We start from the raw sequence: 20,977 nt of genomic DNA, 5'->3' as shown, positions 1-20,977 counted from the left end.
CCGTGATAAGCAACCGCAAAGGTGCCGTCAGAAGCCTGACCGCGGCCGTCGCGCTGTCCCTGTTCGCCGTCGGCTGCGGCGGCAGCGGCGGCAGCGGCAAGACCGCCGACGGCAAGACCATCGTCAAGGTCGCGGTATGGGACTACGAGAAGACCCCCGAGTTCAAGGCGCTGATCGACGGCTTCGAGGCCGAGAACAAGGACATCGACGTGCAGCCGGTCGACATCCTCTCCGCCGACTACTCCAACAAGATCACCACCATGCTCTCCGGCGGTGACAGCACCGACGTGCTGACCATGAAGAACGTCACCGACTACGCCCGCTACGGCACGCGCGGCCAGCTCCAGTCGCTCACCACCGACGCCAACAAGCTCGACAAGGCCAAGTACTCCGGCCTCGACGCCTTCGATCTCAAGGGCGACTACTACGCCCTGCCGTACCGGCAGGACTTCTGGGTGCTCTTCTACAACAAGGAGCTCCTCAAGAAGAGCGACGCGGACCTGTCCAAGCTCACCTGGTCCGACTACGCCGACCTGGCCAAGGAGCTCACCACCGGTTCGGGCTCCTCCAAGGTCTACGGCACCTACCACCAGACCTGGCGCTCGGTGGTGCAGGCGATCGCCGCCGCGCAGACCGGCGGGGACCAGCTGAGCGGTGACTACGGGTTCTTCAAGAAGCAGTACGAGGTGGCCCTGGACCTCCAGAAGGCCGGCGCCGCCATGCCGTTCTCCACGGCCAAGACCCAGCAGACCACCTACGACGCGATGTTCTCCACCCGCAAGACCGCGATGGTGCCCATGGGCACCTGGCTCGCGGCCCGTCTGCTCCAGCTGAAGGCCGAGGGCAAGAACGACGTCGACTGGGGCATGGCACCGCTGCCGCAGACCAGTGCGAGCGGTAAGACGGTCAGCTTCGGCTCCCCGACCGCCTTCGCCGTGAACAAGAAGGCCAGGAACTCCGAGGCGGCCAAGAAGTTCGTGCTGTGGGCCTCCGGCCCCAAGGGAGCGGCCGCGATCGCCAAGGTCGGCGTCGTTCCGTCCTACACGGATGCCGCGGTCATGAAGAACTTCTTCGGCGTCAAGGGCATGCCGAGCGACGCCCTGTCCAAGAAGGCCATGAGCCCGGACGAGGTCAAGCTGGAGATGCCGGTCAGCCCGAAGTCCTCGGACATCGACCAGATCCTCAAAGAGGAGCACGAGCTGGTGATGTCCGGTGAGAAGTCCATCGACAAGGGGATCCAGGAGATGGAGTCCCGTGTGAAGTCCGAAGTCGAATGAGCGAGGTCTCCGGCGCTACGGCGCTCAAGCGGCGACGGCGGCGCACCGCGCTGGTGGGCTGGAGCTTCATCCTCCCCAACCTTCTGGGCTTCGCCGCCCTGACCCTGGTCCCGGTGGTCGCCACGCTGCTGCTGGCGTTCACCGACTGGAACTCGTACAACACTCCCCAGTGGATCGGGTTCGACAACTTCCGCCGGATGTGGGACAACGACAACTTCTGGACGGCGCTGACCAACACCTCCTGGTACGCGGCCGGGCACATCCCGCTCACCATGGCGGCCTCCCTGGGTCTCGCGGTGCTGCTCAACCAGAAGCTGCGCGGTGTCGCCTTCTTCCGTACGGCCTTCTTCTTCCCCTACATCACCTCGCTGGTCGCGGTGGCCGTGGTGTGGAACATGCTGTTCAGCCCGGACGCCGGTCCGGTGAACCAGCTGCTGAGGGCCGTGGGGATGGCCCATCCGCCGGGGTGGACCACCGACACCGACTGGGCGCTGCCCGCGGTGATCATCACCAGCGTGTGGCGGGACATGGGCTACTACATGGTGCTGTACCTGGCGGGGCTCCAGGCCATCCCGGCGGAGCTGTACGAGGCCGCACGGGTCGACGGGGCGGGCGCCTGGAAGCGGTTCTGGCATGTCACGGTGCCGTCCCTGCGGCCGACGACCTTCTTCGTCCTGGTCATGCTGACCGTCTCCAGCTTCAAGGTCTTCGACCTGGTCCAGGTCATGACCGAGGGCGGCCCCGGCCGCTCGACGCTGGTGCTGTCCCAGCTCATCTTCAGGGAGGGCATCACCCAGGGCCGGTTCGGCTACTCCTCGGCCATCTCCCTGGTGTTGTTCCTCATCGTCCTGATCATCACCGTGACCCAGTTCCGATTCCAGCGGAGGAACGAGCGATGAAGACGACCGTGCTGCCGAAGGACGGCAAGACGGCCGAGTCGTCGCGGCCGGGTGGCCGCGGCGGCATCGCTCCCGCCGGGCCCCGCCGCCGGGGCCCGGCCGGGCCGGGCGGGCCGGCCGGTCCGGGCGGGCCGGGGCGGATCGTCGGCCGGGCCCTGCTGTACGTGGTGCTGACGGTGCTCTCGGCCGCGGTCCTGCTGCCGTTCATATGGATGCTGGTGTCCTCGCTGAAGGCGGACAACGAGGTCTTCACGGTCCCGATCCAGTGGATCCCGGAGTCCTTCCGCTGGGAGAACTTCTCCGACATCTGGACCGAGGTCCCGCTGTGGACCTACATGGGGAACTCGCTGTTCCTCAGCGTCGTCATCACCGCTCTCCAGGTGCTGACCGGGAGCTTCGCGGCCTACGGCTTCGCCAAGGTCCGCTTCCCCGGGCGCGACGCCGTCTTCCTCGCCTACATCGCCACCATCGCGGTGCCGTGGCAGGCGTACATGGTGCCGCAGTACATCATCATGCAGAAGCTGGGCCTGGTGAACACGCACCTGTCGCTGATCCTGCTCCAGGCGTTCGGCGCGTTCGGCGTCTTCCTGATGCGCCAGTACTACCTGACCATCCCGGACGAGATGAGCGAGGCCGCGCGGCTGGACGGGCTGAGCGAGTACGGCATCTGGGCGCGGATCGTGCTGCCGCTGTCCAAGCCCGCGCTGGCCAGCCTGGCGCTGCTGACCTTCGTCAACACCTGGAACGACTACATGGGTCCGTTCATCTATCTGACGGACAACAACCTGTGGACGGTGCAGCTCGGCCTGCGGTCGTTCGTGGGCATGTACAGCTCCGAGTACGCGATGATCATGACCGGCTCGGTGCTGTCCGTCCTGCCGATCCTGGTGGTCTTCCTGCTCGGCCAGCGGTACTTCGTCCAGGGCATCTCCACCAGCGGGATGAAGTGAGGCGGCCGGGATGAGCACACCGAGTACGCAGGCGAGCGGCCGCAGGCTCCGGCTGAACGTCGGCCACGACTCGTGGGATCTCATCTGGTCCCATGTCCACCGGGTCCTGGTGGTCAACCTCGGCATGGCGGTCACCAACCTGCCGCTGCTGCTGGCCCTGGCCGCCGAACACCAACCCTGGCGGTACCCGGTCTTCTTCGGGCTGCTCTCGCTCGGGGCCGGTCCCTCGCTCGCCGCGGTGTTCGCCTACCTGAGGCGCGCCGCCGACGACGAGCGGGCGCCGGTGGCCGACCTGTTCCGCGGCTACCGGCGCCTGTTCACCCGGGCGCTCCTCGGCTGGACCCCGTTCGTGCTGCTGGTCGCCGTAGCGGCCGCCGACCTGGCCGCCCTCTGGGGATCCGCCCTCGGGTCGGCCCTGGCGCCGCTGCTGACCGTGGTGATCCTCCTCGCCTTCAGCTCCGGAGTCGTCGCCATGGCCGGCCTGGCCCAGGACCCGGCCGAAAACCCGACCGTCTCCCGGCGCACCCTGCTCGCGGCCTGCTACGCCTCGGTGCGCCGCTGGCCGCTCGCGCTGCTGAACCTGGGCCTGCTGGGCGTGTCCCTGGCGCTCGTCAACCAGGCCCCGCTGCTCGGTCTCGCCGTGGTGCCGGGCTGCGCGCTGTTCGTCGTATGGCGCGACTGCGACGGCATGCTGGAGTCGGTGCGGGGCGGGGGCCACGTCGCTCCGGCGGAGGAACACACCTGAGAACCGGCCTTTCCGCGCGGCCGTCGTCAGGCATTGCAGAATTTCGGGATTTCTTGTCTTCGACTTGTCTCCTGCTTGTCGCGGAGGCCGCGAAAATCGGGATTGCGCTAGCCTCCCGTATGTCAGTCATTCTCATTGAATTCGGGGGTAGCGCACTGCCGCCCGGAGATTGGAGACAGCATATGAAGAGCCTGCGCATCAAGGTCGCGGCTGCGGCCGCGGTGGCCACCGCGGCCGTTGTGCTGCCCCTGGCCACGGCCGGCACCGCTTCGGCGGCGACCAACCTGCGTCCGCACTGGACCGCGTCCTACCTCGAATGCCAGACCCTGGGCAACAAGCTCGCCCAGCAGGGCGCTCTCACCGGCTTCAATTGCGTTGCCGAGGGCAATGGAATCTGGATGTACCCCTGGTAAATCGCGAATATCGCGACGCATTAATCAAGGCCGCCGGCACCGCAATGCGTACCCGCAATGCGTACCCGCTCTGCGGGAAATCCGCACCATTAACCGGCGAACCGCCCCGCCGTCGACAGCACCGGCCCTCCGCCGCCGCTGTCGACGGCGGAGGTGCGTCTGAGTGTGGGGGGAGGTGCGCGACCGACACAGGCCGCGCGAAACGTCCCTGAGCGGGGAGTTGTTGAGTACGATCACCTCGTCCCGTTGCCCCGTGTTGCCCCGTGCACAGCCGTCCGGAGAATTCTTGTTGCCGTCCCGCAGACGTCGTCGGTCCTCCCGGTGGGACACCTGGGAGACGCGGGCGACGGTCCTGGGCGTGGCGCGCACCCTGACGTCGGCCACCCGCCTGCTGGATGTGCTGCCCCTGCTGCGGCCGGACGACATCGAGATCTATCTGACGATCGATCCCGGCTCGGCGTTCGACGCCGGTCTGGTGGACTATCTGGCGTCATTGGGCCCCACGGTCCTGCCCTGGCGGGAAGCGCGGCGGCGGCGGTTCGACCTCGCGGTGGCGTGTACGGTCCACCAGTCGATGTGGAACCTGGGCGCGCCGCTGATCGTGCTGCCACACGGCGCCGGATACAACCGCCTGATCGCCGAGTCGACCGGGAACACGGTCTCGGCGGTGGGGCTCTCCCGGCGGGAACTCACCCGCTTCGGACGCGTCATTCCCCAAACCATCGGGGTGTCCCACGAGGAGCAGATCGGCCGTCTGGCCAGGTCGTGCCCAGCGGCGGTGAGCCGTGCGCTGCTGGTCGGCGACCCGTGCTTCGACCGGATGGAGCGGAGTCTGTCCCTGCGCGACGAGTACCGCGAGGCACTCGGCGCGGTGGGCGGCCGTCGGCTCGTCGTGGTCAACAGCACCTGGAGCAGGCATTCGCTGATCGGCACCTGCCAGGACCTCCCGCTGCGTCTGGTACGGGCGCTTCCGGCCGATGAGTTCGCTGTCGCCGTCGTGCTGCACCCCAATGTGTGGACCCGGCACGGCACGGCGCGCGTCCTGGACCGGCTGGCGTCGGCCATGGACGCCGGTCTGCTGGTCATCCCGCCGGAACAGGGCTGGCAGGCCACCCTGGTCGCCGCCGACTGCATCGTCGGCGACCACGGCTCCACCACCCTCTACGGCGCCGCCCTCGACCGCGCCACCGTGGTGGTGGGCACCGGGGCGGAAGAGCTGGACCCGGCGTCCCCCACCGCCGCGTTCATACGGGCCGCACCACGCCTGGACCCCGACGGTGACCTGCACCAGCAGCTGCGTCACGCCCTCGATCACCATGTTCCGGGCAGCCTCACGCGCCTCACGGACCGGTCGCTGGGCGCCCGTGGCCAGGCCGCGAAGATCCTCCAGCGCGAGATGTACCGGCTGCTGCCCGACCACGTACGCGCCCCCGAGGAAGACCCGCAGCCGGAGCCGCTTCCGGCACCCCGGCCGCACCGGTCCGCGCGGCGCACGGCGACATTCGACGTCCAGGGCCAGGTCAGCGACGGGGTGGTGGAGGTGCGGCGGTTCCCGGTGCTGCGCGGCCACCAGGGGACGCGGGGCTTCTTCGCCGTCACCACGGAGGAGACCCACCCGCTGTGGCCCCAGACCGCCGAGGTCAGCGTGCGCGCCGCCCCGCACGCCGCCGTCCCGCCCGCGCGCTGGGCGGCGGAGGAGGCCGCGCGGCTCCCGGGTGTGGCCGTCACCGTCGCCGCGCTCGGCCACGGACGGCACCTGGTGCGGCTGCGCGACGGACAGGCGTGGGAGGCGGCCGCCGACCGGGCGTGGGGGGAGGCGGACCCGGAGCTGGACCCGGTGCTGCTCGGCTGCGCGGTGAACGTGTGGCTCACCAGCGGCGGCGCGGCCGCCGACCTGGGCCGGGGCCTGACGGTGCGTACGGGCGCCGAGGAGACCCGGGTGCGCCTACGCCCCCAGCCCTGACTCACTCATGGCTCACTCTTAGCTCACTTATGGCTCACTCGTCGGCGGTGACGCGGACCGTCCTCAGCAGCGCCTGCCGCTGTTCGCGGCAGAACTCCGCCAGCCGCTCGTCGTGCGCCTCGGCCGCGAGGCCGATGAGCTGGTCCAGCGCCTCCTCCCACTTGGTGTGCTGGCCCAGCCTCGCGGCCCACGTCACGGCGTCGGCCAGAGCGCTCATGGCTTCGTCCACCGCCCCCTCGGCCCGGTGCACCCGGCCGAGGACGATGCCGATCCGCGACCGCATCGGGTCGTCGTCCGTCTCCTCCACGATGCCCCGCGCCTCGCTCAGCACCGCGCGCGCCCGCTCGTACCGGCCGGCGTGGAACAGCGCCTGGCCGACGTTGTAGCTCTGGACGACCACGCCGTGCCGGTCCCCGGCGGCCTCGTTGGCCTCCTTGGCCCGCTCGAACAGGTCGAGCGCCTCCAGTGGCCGGCCGTGCGCCAGGCGCAGCAGCCCGTCGGTCTCCCAGATCACCCCGGGCAGCCGGGGGTCGCTCACCAGGCCGAGCAGCTCCCCGGCACGGGCCAGCTCGTCCGCCGCCCGGTCCAGCTCCTTCAACTCGTAGTAGGCGCGCGCCAGCTGGTTGCGCATCCGCACCTCGGCGTCGACGCGCCCCTCCCACTGCGCGGCCTCCACGCCGAGGTGGTGCGACTCGATCCAGTCCCCGTAGTGCTTACGGGTGTGGTACAGCGTCCACAGCGACTGGCACAGCCGCCACACCGCGTCGTGCCAGCCGTGCTCGGCGGCCGCGCGGAGCACGGGCAGCAGGTTGGTCCGCTCCGTGTCCAGCCACTCCAGCGCCTCGGCCCGGCCGGCGAAGGTGGGCGCCGCGGCGCGTAGCGCCGCCTCGTCGTCGCCGACTGACAGGGCGAGCCGGAAGCGGTCGCCCGCCGCGGCCCGGTCGGCGGCGTCGGCCGCCACGCGGTAGTACGCCACGACGCGGCCCAGCAGGGCCGTACGGACCGACTCGGACTCATGAGTCTCGGCGCACTCCCGGGCATGCAGCCGCACCAGATCGTGCAGCCGGAACCACTCGCCGCCCTCGTCCACGCGCGTGGCCATGTGGGCGGCGAGCAGATCACCCAGCGCGTCCGCGACCCGGGCGCCGCCGACGGCCCGGGCCAGGGACTCGGTGAACGTCGGGCCCGGATGGATGCCCAACAGGTGGTACAGCCACCGCGTGTGGGGCGGAAAGGTCTCGTACACCGCGTCGAACACCGGGCCGACCCCGGCCGACTCCGGGTCCCCACCCGCCTGGGCCGTGCGGCGCAGCCGCTGCCGTTCGTCGGCCAGCTCCGCAAGCACCCGGTCCACGCTCAACTGGCCCGAGGTGACCAGCCGCGCCCCCACCGCGCGCAGGGCCAGCGGCAGCCCGCCGCACATCCGCACCAGCTCGGCCAGCGCGGTCTCCGCCCCGTGCGGCCCACTCAGCCAGCCGCGTACCAGGCGCGTCCCGGCCTCCTGCGTCAGCGGCTCGACCGCGACGTCCTCCGCGCCGTCCAGCACCAGACCGGGCAGCTGGGTCCGGCTGGTGATCACCGTCATCCCGCCGGCCGCCGCCAGGGGCCGCACCTCGGCCGCGTGCTGCGCGTTGTCCACGACGACCAGCAGCCGACGGCCCGCGGTGACCGATCGGAACATCGCCGTACGGTCGGCAAGGGACGCCGGTACGTAGCTCTCGTGTACCCCCAGCGCCCGCAGGAACCCGCCCAGCACCCCTCCGACATCCACGCCCCCGTCACGGCGCACCGCCGCCAGGTCCGTGTAGAGCTGCCCGTCCGGGAACTGATCCACCACCTGCCAGGCCCAACGGCACACCAGCGCCGTCTTCCCGACCCCGCCGAGACCGCTGACCACCACCACGGGCGGCGCCGGGTCCGACCGCGCGCGGTCGACCAGCGCGTGCAGATCGGCCAGCTTCTCCTCGCGGTTCACGAACCCGCGCGGCGGAGGCGGCACCTGCCGGGGCACCGGGGGTGGCGGAGGGGGCGCCTGGTAGAGGTTCATCGCCTCGATCAGGCGCGCCTGGATCAGCCCACCGTGCACGGTCCCGCCGTACACGGCGTTGTGCCCGTCGCCGCCGTGGCCCTCGCCCTCGCCGTCCCTGCCGCCCACGTGTCGCGTCTCCCTCCGCCTCGGCAGCCCCCCGTCGCCGGTGGCTGGGCGGCCGCTGACCGCCGGACGACGCTACCAGCGTGGGGCGGTGGGGGGCACAGGTTACGACCCTCGTACGACTCCCAGGGGAGCGCGGGGTGCACTCAGCGTGCCGTGGCGTCACGGGTGTCACTCCGGAGCGTTCCGGATGCCCAGCCCGCGGCTTTCACCCCTACGTTGTCGACGGCGTCCGCCGGACCGGTCCGGACACTTCGTCATGCTCCCCGATTTTCTGGAGGTCACGTTGAGCGCACAGCACCCCACCCGCAGGAACATCCTGAGGGCTGCCGGCGGGCTCTCCGCCGCGATGGCCGTGGGCGCCGGAGCCGTCCTGGCCGGCGCCACGCCCGCCGCCGCCGCGCCCGCCGCCGCGGCTGACGACGGATTCGGCCTGCGGATCGTGGAGCGCAACGAGAGCGACGCCCGGATGTGGTACTACCGGTTCCAGACCAATGAGATCGGCTGGAACCCCGCCGTCAACGTGCTCCTGCCGGACGACTATCACTCGAGCGGTCGCACCTACCCGGTCCTGTACCTCTTCCACGGCGGCGGCACCGACCAGGACTTCATCACCTTCGACCGCGAGGGCGTCCGCGACTGGACCGCCGGCAAGCCCATCATCGTGGTCATGCCCGACGGCGGCCACGCGGGCTGGTACTCCAACCCCGTCAGCTCGAACACGGGCCCGCGCAACTGGGAGACCTTCCACATCGCCCAGCTGCTGCCCTGGATCGAGGCCAACTTCCGTACCTACGCCGAGTACGAGGGCCGGGCCGTGGCCGGGTTCTCGATGGGAGGCTTCGGTGCGCTGAAGTACGCCGCCAAGTACTACGGCCACTTCGCCTCGGTCAGTGCCCACTCGGGCCCTGCCAGCCTGCGCCGCGACAACGGCATGGTCGTCCACTGGGCCAACGTCAGCTCCGGCGCCCTCGACCTGGGCGGCGGCACGGTCTACGGCGCGCCCCTCTGGGACGAGGCCCGGGTGAATGCCGACAACCCGGTGCAGCGCATCGAGAGCTACCGCGACAAGCGGGTGTTCCTCGTCGCGGGCACCAGCCCCGACCCGGTCAACTGGTTCGACACGGCCAACGAGACCCACGTGCTCGCCGGGCAGCGCGAGTTCCGCTCCCTTCTCGACAACGCGGGCATCCCGCACGAGTGGCACGAGCTGCCCGGTGGCCACTTCATTCGCCACGACATGATGCAGCGCGACATCGACGGCATCATCGACCGCCTCCGCAAGGCGTGACCGGCGCATCGGGCGCCGCGCACCCGTCCCAGCCACCCCGAGACGACCATGGGGAGGAGCGTCTCGTGCTGATCGGACTCTCCCGACGCGCACTGACCTGTGTCCTCGCGGCGACAGCCGCCCTCCTGCTGGCGCTGGTCACCACGTCCCCGGCCGCCGCCCGCACCACCGACTCCCCGGCCACCTGCCCGGCCGCCGGATTCGTGTCCCAGCACTTCCACAGCGGTCACAACGGCGTCGACATCGCCAACGACTACGGAACCCCGATCTACGCCGTCGGCGACGGCGAGGTGACCATCTCCGGGTACGACAGCGGCTACGGCCAGTGGATCCGCATCCAGCACCCGGACGGGACGATCTCCGAGTACGGGCACATGTACCAGCGGGACGTCCTCGCCGGAGACCACGTGGTGGCCGGGCAGCAGATCGCCCTGATGGGATCCGAGGGCGATTCGTCCGGCCCCCATCTCCACCTGCGGGTCTGGGGCGACTCGTCCGCCACGTACGGCATCGACCCCGAGCCCTACCTCGCCGAGCGCGGCGTGGTGCTGCCCTGCGTCCCGGGCAGTGGTCCGCGCCCCACTCCCCTGGTGTATCCGGCGGAGTCGGGTCGGGTGGTGTCGGCGCGGTCGGCGGATGGTCGTCTTGAGGTGTTCGCGGCGGGGGCTGATGGTGTTCAGCACGCCTGGCAGACGAGTGTGAACGGTGGCTGGTCCGAGTGGGAGTCTCTGGGGGGTCCTGGCGGGGCGGAGCTGGCGATTGGTCCGAATGCGGATGGTCGTCTTGAGGTGTTCGCCATCAATGGTGATGTCTTCCAGCACGCCTATCAGCTTTCGCCTTCGGGTGGGTGGTCTGGCTGGGAGGGCTTCGGCGGGGGTGGGAAGGACATCGCGGTCGGTGCGAACGGTGACGGGCGTCTGGAGGTGTTCGCGTCCGGTCCGGCCGGGGTCTTCCACAAGTATCAGACGGCTGCCAGCGGTGGTTGGTCGGAGTGGGAGTCGGCGGGTGGTGGTCCGGCGAGCAGCCGGATCGAGATGGAGAAGTCGCCGGACGGTCGTCTTGAGGTGTTCGCGCTGAACGGTGATGTTTTCCAGCATCAGTACCAGACGGCGGTGAACGGTGGCTGGTCGGCGTGGGAGAACTTCGGTGGCGGGGGCCGCGACGTGACGGTGGATCACAACCAGGACGGTCGGCTGGAGGTTTTCGCGTCCGGTCCGTCCGGGGTGTTCCACAAGTACCAGACCGGTGCGACGAGTTGGTCGGACTGGGAGTCGACGGGTGGTCCTGCCCAGTCCCAGCTCAGCAGTGAGCGTTCGCCGGACGGCCGGGTGGAGGTGTTCGCCATCAACGGCAGTGTGGCGCAGCATCTGTGGCAGACCGGGGTGAACGCCCCGTACGGCCAGTGGGAGTCCTTCGGCACCGGTGGCACGGAGGTCACCGCCGCGGCGAACGCCGACGGTCGCATCGAGGTCTTCGGCGCCAGCGGCTCCGGCGTCTACCACAAGTGGCAGACGGGCTTCGCGTCCTGGGCCGACTGGGCCTGGGTCAACAACACCGCCGGTCCGGCAGTCAACTGAGGAGAGAACAGGTGACAAGAGAGCAGGAGAACACCGTGCGGCGGCCCCGAAGAGCGCTCCACCGCGTCATGCTGTCGGCGCTGGTCTCGTTGCTGCTCGCGGCGGGGGTCGTCGTCGGCGCCTCGCCGGCCTATGCCGCTCCGAGCGACCTGTGCGCCGAGGTCGGCTACAACGCGGGCTTCCGCGGCGACGGCCTGGTGACCGCCGTCGCCGTTGCCCTCGCGGAGTCCAGTTGCGACCCCTCGGCGACCAATGTTCAGAACAACACACCCCCCTCGCGGGACCGCGGCCTGTGGCAGATCAACGACTACTGGCACCCCGAGGTCGACGACGCCTGCGCCTACGAAGCCCAGTGCAACGCCAACGCCGCCTTCGAGATCTCCTCCGGCGGTACGAACTGGCAGCCCTGGTCCACCTACAACGCGGGCGCGCACTGGCGGCACATGGATGAGGCGCAGGCCGCGGTGGACCGGCTCGGCCACCACGAGCCCGGCCCCGGACCGCTGGTGTATCCGGCGGAGTCGGGTCGGGTGGTGTCGGCGCGGTCGGCGGATGGTCGTCTTGAGGTGTTCGCGGCGGGGGCTGATGGTGTTCAGCACGCTTGGCAGACGAGTGTGAACGGTGGCTGGTCCGAGTGGGAGTCTCTGGGGGGTCCTGGTGGCGCGGAGCTGGCGATCGGTCCGAATGCGGATGGTCGTCTTGAGGTGTTCGCCATCAATGGTGATGTCTTCCAGCACGCCTATCAGCTTTCGCCTTCGGGTGGGTGGTCTGGCTGGGAGGGCTTCGGCGGGGGTGGGAAGGACATCGCGGTCGGTGCGAACGGTGACGGGCGTCTGGAGGTGTTCGCGTCCGGTCCGGCCGGGGTTTTCCACAAGTATCAGACGGCTGCCAGCGGTGGTTGGTCGGAGTGGGAGTCGGCGGGTGGTGGTCCGGTGAATGGCCGGCTGGAGATGGAGAAGTCCTCGGACGGGCGCCTGGAGGTCTTCGCGCTCAACGGTGATGTCTTCCAGCATCAGTACCAGACGGCGGTGAACGGCGGCTGGTCGGCGTGGGAGGACTTCGGCGGCGGGGGCCGCGACCTGACGGTGGACCACAACCAGGACGGACGCTTGGAGGTTTTCGCATCCGGTCCCGCAGGTGTGTTCCACAAGTACCAGACCGGTGCGAAGAGTTGGTCGGACTGGGAGTCGACGGGTGGTCCTGCCCAGTCCCAGCTCAGCAGTGAGCGTTCGCCGGACGGCCGGGTGGAGGTGTTCGCCATCAACGGCAGTGTGGCGCAGCATCTGTGGCAGACCGGGGTGAACGCCCCGTACGGCCAGTGGGAGTCCTTCGGCACCGGTGGCACGGAGGTCACCGCCACGGCGAACGCCGACGGTCGCATCGAGGTCTTCGGCGCCAGCGGCTCCGGCGTCTACCACAAGTGGCAGACGGGCTTCACATCCTGGTCCGACTGGGCCTGGGTCAACAACACCGCCGGCCCCGCAGTCGACTGATCCCTGGACCCGTCCTCGCCCCGCAGCCGGCGGAGCCCCTACGGCTCGGCCGGCCGCGGGGCCCGGCTGGAGAGACTCATGCTTCCGATCAGCAGACGGAACCTGTTGCGCGCCGCCGCGGCGGGCGCGCTGCCACTCCTGGGCGCCGGCCGCGCCGAGGCCTCGGACGTCCCGCCCCACCGGTGGATCGGCTCGGGCCCCTTCACCCACGTCCATGACCCGTCCACCCCCGCCGGGCCCCGCTACCTCAACGACCACACGCTCGTCCAAGCCAAGGGCCGCTGGCACCTGTTCGGCATCGTCGGCGCGAGCGCGCCGCGCGGCGAGTCACCGGACAGCGCCGCGGAGATCGCCTTCACCCACGTCTCCGCCCCGGCGCCGCACGGGCCGTGGACCGCGCACGCCGACGCCCTCACCGTGGACCCCTCCTATTTCGGCGAGGAACACCTATGGGCGCCGCACGTCGTCGAGGCGGGCGGCAGATACTGGATGTTCTACGCCGCCGGCGGCGAAACCGGCGCCGCGATCAACCTCGCCACCTCCACCGACCTGTTCACCTGGACCCGTGAGCCGTCCGGCCCGCTGTTCCGGGGCCTCGCCGCACGCGACCCGATGGTGGTGCGGGTCGGCGGCGAGTGGGTCATGTACTACACCGAACTCTCGGAGCCGGGTGGCCACCACGTCGTCGCCCACCGCCGCTCCGATGACCTGCTGCACTGGAGCGAGCCGGGGATCGCGTTCACCGACGCGAGCACCGACACGACGGTCTCGGTGACCGAGTCCCCGTTCGTCGTCGAACGGGACGGCTGGTATTACCTGTTCATCGGTCCGCGGGGCGGCTACGAGGGCACGGACGTGCTGGCGTCCCGGGACCCGTTCCACTTCGACCTCGACGGGTACGCGGGACACGTACCCGGTCACGCCGTCGAGGTGGTCGCCGACGGTGAGAACTGGTACGTGAGCGCCGCGGGCTGGTTCCGGCAAGGGCTGTACGTGGCGCCCCTGCACTGGCGTGACACACCGGTGCCGTGGCAGAGCCCCGACAACCCGGTGGCCGGCCTCGACGCCGACGGCCGGCTCACGGTGTTCGCGCTCGACGCCGGGGACCGGTCGATGCTGCGCCGTGTCCAGCTCGACTCGAACGCCGACACCTGGTCGGAGTGGGAGGTCTTCGGCGGTCCGGCCGGGGCGGTCCCGACGCTCGGCCGCAACACGGACGGCGGGCTGGAGGTGTTCTCGCTCGCCCCGGGCGGCGCCAACCTGCACCATCGGGTGCAGCGGCCGGACGGAAGCTGGTACGACTGGGAGGAGTTCGGCGGCCCGGCCGGTGCCGCCCCCGCCGTCGCCCGTGACGCGAGTGGCCGGCTGGAGGTCCTGGCGCTGAGCCCCGGTGGTGCCTCCGTCGCCCGCCGACGCCAGGGGGCGCCGGGATCGCTCGCCTGGGAACCCTGGGAACCGGGATTCGGCGGAGCCGCGGGTGCGCCCCCCGTTGTCGCGGCCAACGCCGACGGCCGGCTGGAGGCGTTCGCCCTCTCGCCCGGCGGTTCCGGGATCTACCACCGCTGGCAGGAGGCGCCGGGCGGCCCTTGGACCGCCGCGTGGCACCCGTTCGGGACCGCGGCGGGCGCCGCGCCGAGGGTGGCGCGGGACGGCAGCGGCCGGCTCACCGTCACCGCGATCGGGCCGTCCGGTGTGGGGACGTTTCACCGTCGGCAGTCCGTGCCCAGCGGCGGCTGGGACGACTGGCTGCCGCTGTTCGGCTGGAGCGCCGCCGCCCCGACTCTCGCCGTCAACGCCGACGGCCGCCTGGAGGCCTTCTCCCTGGCGCCCGGCGGGGCACGGCTCAGTCACCGCCGGCAGGTCGCCCCGGGCGGCGGCTGGGACTCCGGCGCGGAGTTCGGGGAACCCGGCATCCGTCTCGCCGCCACGCCCATGGCCGCGATCGACCCCGCCGGGCGGACCCATGTCTTCGCCGTCACCCCCGAGGGCCGGATACGCCGGCGGGTCCAGGTCAGGCCGGGCGGCGGGTGGGGACCGTGGGCGACATTCGGCGATCGGCCGGTCGCACCGGTCGTGTCGGGCAGTCCCGCCCCCTGAACAGGGGCCGGATCTCGCCACCCGACGAGGGCGAACACGGCTGCGAACCCACCGGAAGGCATGCCTCCCCGGCCGTGTGCGGTGCCCTTCCCCACACTGCGGCGAGCAGCGGAGACGTCCACGGCCGGCGGGTCGACGTGTGCGGGCCCGGTCCGACAGAAGCTGGGAAACCATTTTAAAACACAGCTCTTGACGCGGAATTCGAGTGCATTTGGGTCACCGGAGGAACGCCTGGCCCGCCCCACGGGCAACCGGCCCCGGGGCCACGGGATTCGGGAGCCTCCGCCCGCCCGCGGCGGCCCCGGCCGAAGTGGCCGAAGCCCGCCGGTTCACCCCCTGACGGCTGGGTATTGTTGCGCCCGTCCGATATTCCAGGACACGCGGAACCGGGGGGTGAGCGGTGAGCGGCGTAGTCGTCCATCTGCCGCAGGGGAGCGGCGCCGACGGCGGTGAACCGGTGACGTTACGGCTGGGCCCTGGCGAGGTCGCGCGGTTCGGGCGCGGTTCTCCCACGACTCCGGTCGAACTCCGCCTGGACGACGACGCGGTGTCCCGGCTCGCGGGCGAGATCCGTGTGACCGACGATCACTGGCAGCTGACGAACCACAGCACCAGCCACAGCTATCTGGTGGAGAACCCGGAGGGAGCGGGCGAGTACCTGAGGGTTCAGCCGCGCAGGGTCGGCGCCCCCATTCCCTTCGAGTTCTCGCGCGTGGTGCTGCCCACCCGCAGCCAGGTGCCCGTCGCCTTCCAGGTGTTCGCGCCCGACCATGTCTATCTGGACCCGGACGTCATGGGCGTGCTGTGGGGGAGTCGCACCGTCACGGCGTACTCCCTCGACGAGACGGCCACGTACTTCCTCGTCCTGGTCGCCCTGTGCGAGCCGCGCCTGCGCGACCAGTCACGGGTCGCGGTGCCCACCACGCCCCAGATCGTGGAGCGTCTCAACGGACACACCACCTCCGGTGCCCTGACAGCGCGGGCCATCAGCTCCCACATCGACTACCTCGCCGAGCAGAAGCTGCGCATCGGCCCACCGGACGTGCACGACCCAGGCAAGGCCGACCGCCGCAACGGCAAGCGGGAGGAGATCGTCGGGCTCGCGCTCCGCTTCGGGCTCGTACGGGAGGAACACCTCGCGCTGCTGCCACCGCCGGCGGGCGCGGCCGGGCGGGAGCGGCAGCCGGCGAGATGACACCACTGCACGGCCCGGGCGGCACCACGGGAGAGCCCGCGGACCTCCTGCCGAGCGGCTACCGCGCGGGGGAGTGGCTGGTCAGCGAACTGATCGGCGTCGGTGGCTGGTCCACGGTCTACGCCGCCCGGCCATCCGGTCGCACCGGGGGACCGGCCCGGCCCGCCGAGGTCGCGCTCAAGGTCATGCCGACCGCCGGACTCGCGCCCCGCCAGGCACGCCGGATCGTGGAGTCCGCACACCGTGAGGTCGAGCTCGGCCGCAGGACGGGGCACCCGCGCCTGATCGGTCTCATCGAGTCGTTCGTCCTCAGAGCGCCGGACCGGCCGTCGCTGGACGGCGCGATCGTCCTCGTGATGGAACGGGCCGCGCGCAGCCTGCGCGAACTCCTCGACGCCGGGGTGCCCGAGGCGGACCGCGGCCGGCTGATCGAGGGCATCTGCGAGGGACTCGCCCACCTCCACCGCTCGGGCTGGGTGCACGCCGACCTCAAACCCGAGAACGTACTGCTCGGCCGGGACGGCTCGGTGAAACTCTCGGACTTCGGTCTCGCCACCGAACTGACCGGCACGCACGGCTACGCGCCGCCCCTGGGCACCCTCGACTATCTGCCGCCCGAGCGCTGGAAGGCCCCTCTCGGCGCACTGGGCGTGCAGGTCCGGCCGAGCACCGACATCTGGGCCCTGGGCATCGTCATCCACGAGGTGTTCGCCTCCGGCACCTCACCCTTCGCCGGTGCCACGCCCGTGGCGCGCGGCGCCGCCGTCCAAGAGTACGGCGGGGGCCGTGCCCCGCTGCGCATGGACCATGCCGTCCCGCCGTTCTGGCGCGACCTGGCCGCGGACTGTCTGGCCCCGACGCACGAGGCACGCGCCGAGCACACAGCCGACAGCCTGCTCGGCCGCATCGCCGCCGGGCAGCCGACGCGGCGCTACAGGGGCGCACGGCCGCACGGCCGGGCCCGCACGGCCCTGCTCGTCGTCGCCCTGTGCGCCACCGCGGGCGCGACACTCTCGGGCGAAGCCTCTCGGAAGGACCTCGTCCGGCCCACCGGCGCCGGCGAACTCACTGTGTTCAACGCCGAACGAGGCTGTCAGGACCGGACCGACCGAGACCTGCGGTGCAGTCTGGGGCTGGCGATCAACCCGAGGCGCCCGTACACCCCCGGCAACGTCGTCCCGACCCGGGTGTGGCACGGCGACGTCCTCATCGCCGAATGCCAACTGCCGTACGGCCTGCCCATCGTCGACGAGGACGACCTGAGGTCCACCCGATGGTTCCGGGTACGGCTCCCGAGCGGCTCGGCACCCGCCGCCGCCTGGCTCCCCGCCGTACGCACCAAGGACCGGCCCCCGCTTCCGAATTGCCCCTAACCCACGGCCTCCTGACATTTGGCCGGTGCGTCGGCCCGCCGATACGCGCCACGGGACAGTGCGTCTATCTCCCCCGCCGCAACCAACGACGCCAGGTCGCGGGGTGACAACAAAGCCTGACGCGCCTGTGCTGTGGTGAAGGTGGCGGAGAGCCCGGCCAGCCGTTGCTTCAGGCGCGAGTCTTCCATGGCATTCACGTATCAAATGGTCCCCACAGGTCCCTCGGAGGGGATCGGTTTGATTCAGCCTGCCGGTGCGGTGACGGCGGGTGCCCTTTGACCTCGCTCGGACGGCGGTGGTCCGGCGTGCGGTGAGTGCCACGAACCTCCAGGTCAGACGCCTGTCTCGAGGGGATTTCCCCGGGGACTTTTCGGGGACTTTTCGCCGTTGGCTGCCTACAAGGTATCCGACGGAGCAGGTTCGACCGCTTCGATGGACCGCCGTACTCGTAATGCGTAGGTCTCGGGTTCGAATCCCGAAGGCGGCTCCACTGGGGTCTCAGGTCAGATGGCATCTGACCTGGGGTTTTGCTTTCCTGGATGAAGCGGGGCCTTCTGTGGTGATCACGGAGAGCCCCACGAGTCCTCACGTTGGGACAGCTTTGGCACGCGGCCGCTGGGATCAAAGGGGGCCCGCATAGGATCGGCCTGGCAGTTCCTGCCGTGACACTGATGCGATGTCAGATCTTTCGGCGATTCCGGTCCGTCAATCCCCGAGGAGCTTCCTGGCCTCGGCAGGGTCCATCAGGTTCGACCATGCCTGTTCCGCGGGGAGCAGGTCCCGGTCGGGAAGGCGTGATTCGGGGAACCAGCCTTCGCGATCGCAGCCGGGGACGATGTCCAGCACGATGCGGACGAGGTCACCGGGGACCGAGCCGGTGATCCGTACTGCGACGTACGCCTCATGTCCTTCGTGGGCGCGGATCTGGATGCCCAGTGTGAAGGTGTCGTACGCGATGGTGTGCTCGGCGTCGTCCTGGAGTGAGGCGCTGGCGAGCTGGGGGATGATGTTCTCCAGGCGGCGTATGAAACGGGTGCCTTCCTCCAGGCGGTAGCGCAAGTGGTCATCCCGGTCCGGGAGTAGGCCGCCGACGTACGTCTGCGTGGACAGTGGGCGGGAGTGCTGCGCGTTGTAGGCACTGCGGGCGGCCTTCGCGTCGGTGGCGAGGGCTGTGTAGAAGTCGTCGGCTGAGCCGTCCTCGCGGATGCCTGCGGCCACGAGCCACGGACATGGTTCGGACTTCCAGACCGCGCCGCGCCATCGTTGGACTTTGACCTTGAACAGGACCTGGTCGTCGATGGCGCCGATGCGTTCGTGCGGTCGCTCTTCGGTGCCGATGAAATGCTCCTGGGCTTTGTTCAGCGCAGGGTGATCGACCTCGTCGAGTGGTGTCGTGATGGGCGGGACGGGTAAGCGCAGGTCCTCGGTCAGGCAGCGCAGAGTGGGGCGCGTTCGATCCACCGGGGCGTTACCTCTCCTCGTCGATCCCACCGAGCCGGTCGATGTCCTCGGCGGAGATGCCCGTCAGCAGCGCGACGCGGGACTTCGTGGTCCCGTCCAGTACGCGCATGGACTCGGCCATGCCTCGTCGGATCTCCTCGCGGCGATGCTCTATGTACATGCGCACCGCGTCCGCCACCAGGTCTTTCTTTGTCACCCCGAGGAAGTGCGCGCCTTCGGTGATCAGCTGGTCGGTCTCGAGATCCACCTTCAGGGGAGCTGCCGTGCGTGGCTTCGATCCCGCAGACTGCGTCGTCATGTCCGAACCTCCAGTACCCCAGGGTACTCCGATACCCGGCGGCGGCGCGGCGGCCAGGCCGCCCGGTGTTGAGGAGGCCCCGCGCCCACTTCGTGATCAGTTGTTCGGCGAGGCGCCACGGCCGGTTGCGCTGTCGCTGTGGAGCGGTCCGCGCCTGGGGAACGGAGTCGATCACGTGGGCGGCCCATTCTATGAGGCGTTCGCTGCGATCGAGTTCGGCCGGGACGGTGTGCCGTTCTATGTAGCGGGCAATGCGACGATGCCCGGTCCGTGGTCCGGACCCGCGAAGCCGCGGTCGGACTTTTCGGGGACTTTCCGCCGCGTAAGCAGGGAAGGCCCTGACAGCGCTGAAAGACACGAACGCGCTGGTCAGGGCCCGTCCCCTCAGCACTCGATGACGTTCACCGCGAGCCCGCCCCGCGCCGTCTCCTTGTACTTGACCTTCATATCGGCGCCCGTCTCCTTCATGGTCTTGATGACCTTGTCGAGGGAGACGTGGTGCCGTCCGTCGCCGCGCAGCGCCATACGGGCCGCCGTGACGGCCTTCACCGAGGCCATGCCGTTGCGCTCGATGCAGGGGATCTGGACGAGGCCGCCGACCGGATCGCAGGTGAGGCCGAGGTTGTGTTCCATGCCGATCTCGGCGGCGTTCTCGACCTGCTCGGGGGTGCCGCCGAGGACCTCGGCCAGGCCGCCGGCGGCCATGGAGCAGGCGGAGCCGACCTCGCCCTGGCAGCCGACCTCGGCGCCGGAGATGGAGGCGTTCTCCTTGAAGAGCATGCCGATGGCGCCCGCGGCGAGGAGGAAGCGGACGATGCCGTCGTCGTGGGAGTCAGGGTTCGAGCCGGGGACGAAGTTGGCGTAGTAGTGGAGGACGGCGGGGATGATGCCGGCCGCGCCGTTGGTGGGGGCGGTGACCACGCGGCCGCCCGCGGCGTTCTCCTCGTTGACGGCCATGGCGTAGAGGGTCACCCACTCCATGGCGTGGGTCGCCGGGTCGCCCTCGGCGCGCAGCGCGCGGGCGGCGGTGGCGGCGCGGCGGCGGACCTTGAGGCCGCCGGGGAGGATGCCCTCGCGGGACAGGCCCCGCTCGACGCAGCTTTGCATGACGCGCCAGATCTCCAGCAGGCCCGCTCGGATCTCCGCCTCGGTGCGCCAGGCCTTCTCGTTCTCCAGCATCAGGGCGGAGATGGACAGGCCGGTCTCGCGGGACAGGCGCAGCAGCTCGTCGCCGGTGCGGAAGGGGTACTTCAGCGCGGTGTCGTCGAGCTTGATGCGGTCCGCGCCGACCGCGTCCTCGTCCACGACGAAGCCGCCGCCGACGGAGTAGTAGGTCTTCTCCAGGAGGGGCAGGCCGTCGGCGTCGTACGCGAACAGGGTCATGCCGTTGGCGTGGTACGGCAGCGAGCGGCGGCGGTGCAGCACCAGCTCGGCGGACTCGTCGAAGTCGATCTCGTGCTCGGTGCCGATCTCCGCGCCGAGCAGCCGCAGCCGCTTGGTGGTGCGGATGCGGTCCATCTCGTCGTCGGCGGTCTCGACGTCCACGGTGCGCGGGGAGTGGCCCTCCAGGCCGAGGAGGACGGCCTTGGGGGTGCCGTGGCCGTGGCCGGTGGCGCCGAGGGAGCCGAAGAGTTCGGCGCGTACGGCGACGGTGTGGGCCAGCAGGCCGTCGTTCTTCAGCCGGCGGACGAACATCCTCGCGGCGCGCATGGGGCCGACCGTGTGGGAACTGGACGGGCCGATGCCGATCGAGAAGAGATCGAAGACGGAGATGGCCACCGGTGAACTCCTTG

17 protein-coding genes and 1 tRNA gene are annotated in these 20,977 nt (G+C 70.4%); 13 read left to right on the top strand and 5 right to left on the bottom strand.

Translation table 11 applies throughout. From position 1 onward, the window contains the following. The first annotated feature begins 2 nt into the window (after window positions 1–2). The 6 genes from ABTY62_RS12850 (at window position 3) to ABTY62_RS12825 (ending at window position 6,247) form a co-directional block, all read left to right on the top strand. The gene (locus ABTY62_RS12850; RefSeq protein WP_352129451.1) at window positions 3–1,277 is read left to right on the top strand and encodes an ABC transporter substrate-binding protein; all 1,275 of its coding nucleotides are present in this window, start codon (window positions 3–5) and stop codon (window positions 1,275–1,277) included. Further along, window positions 1,274–2,176 (top strand): carbohydrate ABC transporter permease, encoded by a 903-nt coding sequence (locus ABTY62_RS12845; protein WP_352129450.1) that lies wholly within the window; start codon window positions 1,274–1,276, stop codon window positions 2,174–2,176. The genes ABTY62_RS12850 and ABTY62_RS12845 overlap by 4 nt, the downstream gene beginning before the upstream one ends. Beyond that, on the top strand, window positions 2,173–3,126 hold the full coding sequence (locus ABTY62_RS12840) for a carbohydrate ABC transporter permease (protein WP_352129449.1): 954 nt from the start codon (window positions 2,173–2,175) through the stop codon (window positions 3,124–3,126). Before ABTY62_RS12845 ends, ABTY62_RS12840 begins: the two co-directional genes overlap by 4 nt. 10 nt (window positions 3,127–3,136) lie before the next feature. Beyond that, window positions 3,137–3,871, top strand: coding sequence for a DUF624 domain-containing protein (locus ABTY62_RS12835; RefSeq protein ID WP_352129448.1), 735 nt, complete (start codon window positions 3,137–3,139; stop codon window positions 3,869–3,871). A 182-nt stretch (window positions 3,872–4,053) separates the two neighbouring features. After that, on the top strand, window positions 4,054–4,284 hold the full coding sequence (locus tag ABTY62_RS12830) for a hypothetical protein (protein ID WP_352129447.1): 231 nt from the start codon (window positions 4,054–4,056) through the stop codon (window positions 4,282–4,284). A gap of 253 nt (window positions 4,285–4,537) precedes the next feature. Beyond that, window positions 4,538–6,247: a hypothetical protein gene (locus ABTY62_RS12825; protein ID WP_502997448.1), complete on the top strand. Its 1,710-nt coding sequence runs from the start codon at window positions 4,538–4,540 to the stop codon at window positions 6,245–6,247. A 34-nt stretch (window positions 6,248–6,281) separates the two neighbouring features. Here ABTY62_RS12825 and ABTY62_RS12820 read toward each other — a convergent pair whose 3' ends face one another. Then, window positions 6,282–8,402, bottom strand: a complete 2,121-nt coding sequence (locus ABTY62_RS12820; protein ID WP_352129445.1) for a hypothetical protein — start codon at window positions 8,400–8,402, stop codon at window positions 6,282–6,284. Between the two features lie 283 nt (window positions 8,403–8,685). On the opposite strand from ABTY62_RS12820, the gene ABTY62_RS12815 reads away from it, so the two are divergent. The 6 genes from ABTY62_RS12815 to ABTY62_RS12790 all read left to right on the top strand — a co-directional run bounded on the left by ABTY62_RS12815 (window position 8,686) and on the right by ABTY62_RS12790 (window position 17,425). Continuing rightward, window positions 8,686–9,690 (top strand): alpha/beta hydrolase, encoded by a 1,005-nt coding sequence (locus ABTY62_RS12815; protein ID WP_352129444.1) that lies wholly within the window; start codon window positions 8,686–8,688, stop codon window positions 9,688–9,690. Window positions 9,691–9,755: 65 nt separating this feature from the next. After that, complete coding sequence (locus ABTY62_RS12810; RefSeq protein WP_352129443.1) at window positions 9,756–11,267, top strand: DUF8189 domain-containing protein; 1,512 nt, start codon at window positions 9,756–9,758, stop codon at window positions 11,265–11,267. Between the two features lie 68 nt (window positions 11,268–11,335). After that, a complete protein-coding gene (locus ABTY62_RS12805) occupies window positions 11,336–12,760 on the top strand; it encodes a DUF8189 domain-containing protein (RefSeq protein WP_352129630.1) in 1,425 nt (474 codons plus the stop codon). A 78-nt stretch (window positions 12,761–12,838) separates the two neighbouring features. Next, the gene (locus ABTY62_RS12800; RefSeq protein WP_352129442.1) at window positions 12,839–14,857 is read left to right on the top strand and encodes a DUF8189 domain-containing protein; all 2,019 of its coding nucleotides are present in this window, start codon (window positions 12,839–12,841) and stop codon (window positions 14,855–14,857) included. 400 nt (window positions 14,858–15,257) lie between these two features. Then, the gene (locus tag ABTY62_RS12795; protein WP_352129441.1) at window positions 15,258–16,052 is read left to right on the top strand and encodes an FHA domain-containing protein; all 795 of its coding nucleotides are present in this window, start codon (window positions 15,258–15,260) and stop codon (window positions 16,050–16,052) included. Continuing rightward, on the top strand, window positions 16,049–17,425 hold the full coding sequence (locus ABTY62_RS12790; protein ID WP_352129440.1) for a serine/threonine-protein kinase: 1,377 nt from the start codon (window positions 16,049–16,051) through the stop codon (window positions 17,423–17,425). Before ABTY62_RS12795 ends, ABTY62_RS12790 begins: the two co-directional genes overlap by 4 nt. On the opposite strand, the gene ABTY62_RS12785 is transcribed toward ABTY62_RS12790, so the two are convergent. Next, window positions 17,422–17,613, bottom strand: a complete 192-nt coding sequence (locus ABTY62_RS12785) for a type IV toxin-antitoxin system AbiEi family antitoxin domain-containing protein (protein ID WP_352129629.1) — start codon at window positions 17,611–17,613, stop codon at window positions 17,422–17,424. The genes ABTY62_RS12790 and ABTY62_RS12785 overlap by 4 nt on opposite strands. Window positions 17,614–17,815: 202 nt before the next feature. Between ABTY62_RS12785 and ABTY62_RS12780 the strand changes: the two genes are divergently transcribed. Beyond that, window positions 17,816–17,915 (top strand) — tRNA-OTHER (locus tag ABTY62_RS12780). Between the two features lie 215 nt (window positions 17,916–18,130). Here the strand turns inward: ABTY62_RS12780 and ABTY62_RS12775 are convergent. The 3 genes from ABTY62_RS12775 to ABTY62_RS12765 form a co-directional block, all read right to left on the bottom strand. Continuing rightward, window positions 18,131–18,886 (bottom strand): hypothetical protein, encoded by a 756-nt coding sequence (locus ABTY62_RS12775; protein WP_352129439.1) that lies wholly within the window; start codon window positions 18,884–18,886, stop codon window positions 18,131–18,133. A gap of 7 nt (window positions 18,887–18,893) precedes the next feature. Beyond that, on the bottom strand, window positions 18,894–19,184 hold the full coding sequence (locus tag ABTY62_RS12770; protein ID WP_352129438.1) for a hypothetical protein: 291 nt from the start codon (window positions 19,182–19,184) through the stop codon (window positions 18,894–18,896). Window positions 19,185–19,568: 384 nt separating this feature from the next. Beyond that, the gene (locus ABTY62_RS12765; RefSeq protein ID WP_352129437.1) at window positions 19,569–20,963 is read right to left on the bottom strand and encodes an L-serine ammonia-lyase; all 1,395 of its coding nucleotides are present in this window, start codon (window positions 20,961–20,963) and stop codon (window positions 19,569–19,571) included. Between the last annotated feature and the right edge of the window lie 14 nt (window positions 20,964–20,977).

The organism is Streptomyces sp. NPDC097640, assembly GCF_040302705.1.
Taxonomy (GTDB): domain Bacteria; phylum Actinomycetota; class Actinomycetes; order Streptomycetales; family Streptomycetaceae; genus Streptomyces.
Note: the sequence above shows the minus strand (reverse complement) of the source record. Positions and strands in the feature narration are given on the sequence as shown.

Excerpts from the sequence above, each read along its gene's own strand:
- ABTY62_RS12845 (WP_352129450.1), top strand. The coding sequence starts at position 1,274 with ATGAGCGAGGTCTCCGGCGCTACGGCGCTCAAGCGGCGACGGCGGCGC.
- ABTY62_RS12840 (WP_352129449.1), top strand. The coding sequence starts at position 2,173 with ATGAAGACGACCGTGCTGCCGAAGGACGGCAAGACGGCCGAGTCGTCG.
- ABTY62_RS12835 (WP_352129448.1), top strand. The coding sequence starts at position 3,137 with ATGAGCACACCGAGTACGCAGGCGAGCGGCCGCAGGCTCCGGCTGAAC.
- ABTY62_RS12830 (WP_352129447.1), top strand. The coding sequence starts at position 4,054 with ATGAAGAGCCTGCGCATCAAGGTCGCGGCTGCGGCCGCGGTGGCCACC.
- ABTY62_RS12805 (WP_352129630.1), top strand. The coding sequence starts at position 11,336 with ATGCTGTCGGCGCTGGTCTCGTTGCTGCTCGCGGCGGGGGTCGTCGTC.
- ABTY62_RS12800 (WP_352129442.1), top strand. The coding sequence starts at position 12,839 with ATGCTTCCGATCAGCAGACGGAACCTGTTGCGCGCCGCCGCGGCGGGC.
- ABTY62_RS12790 (WP_352129440.1), top strand. The coding sequence starts at position 16,049 with ATGACACCACTGCACGGCCCGGGCGGCACCACGGGAGAGCCCGCGGAC.
- ABTY62_RS12785 (WP_352129629.1), bottom strand. The coding sequence starts at position 17,613 with ATGGAAGACTCGCGCCTGAAGCAACGGCTGGCCGGGCTCTCCGCCACC.
- ABTY62_RS12770 (WP_352129438.1), bottom strand. The coding sequence starts at position 19,184 with ATGACGACGCAGTCTGCGGGATCGAAGCCACGCACGGCAGCTCCCCTG.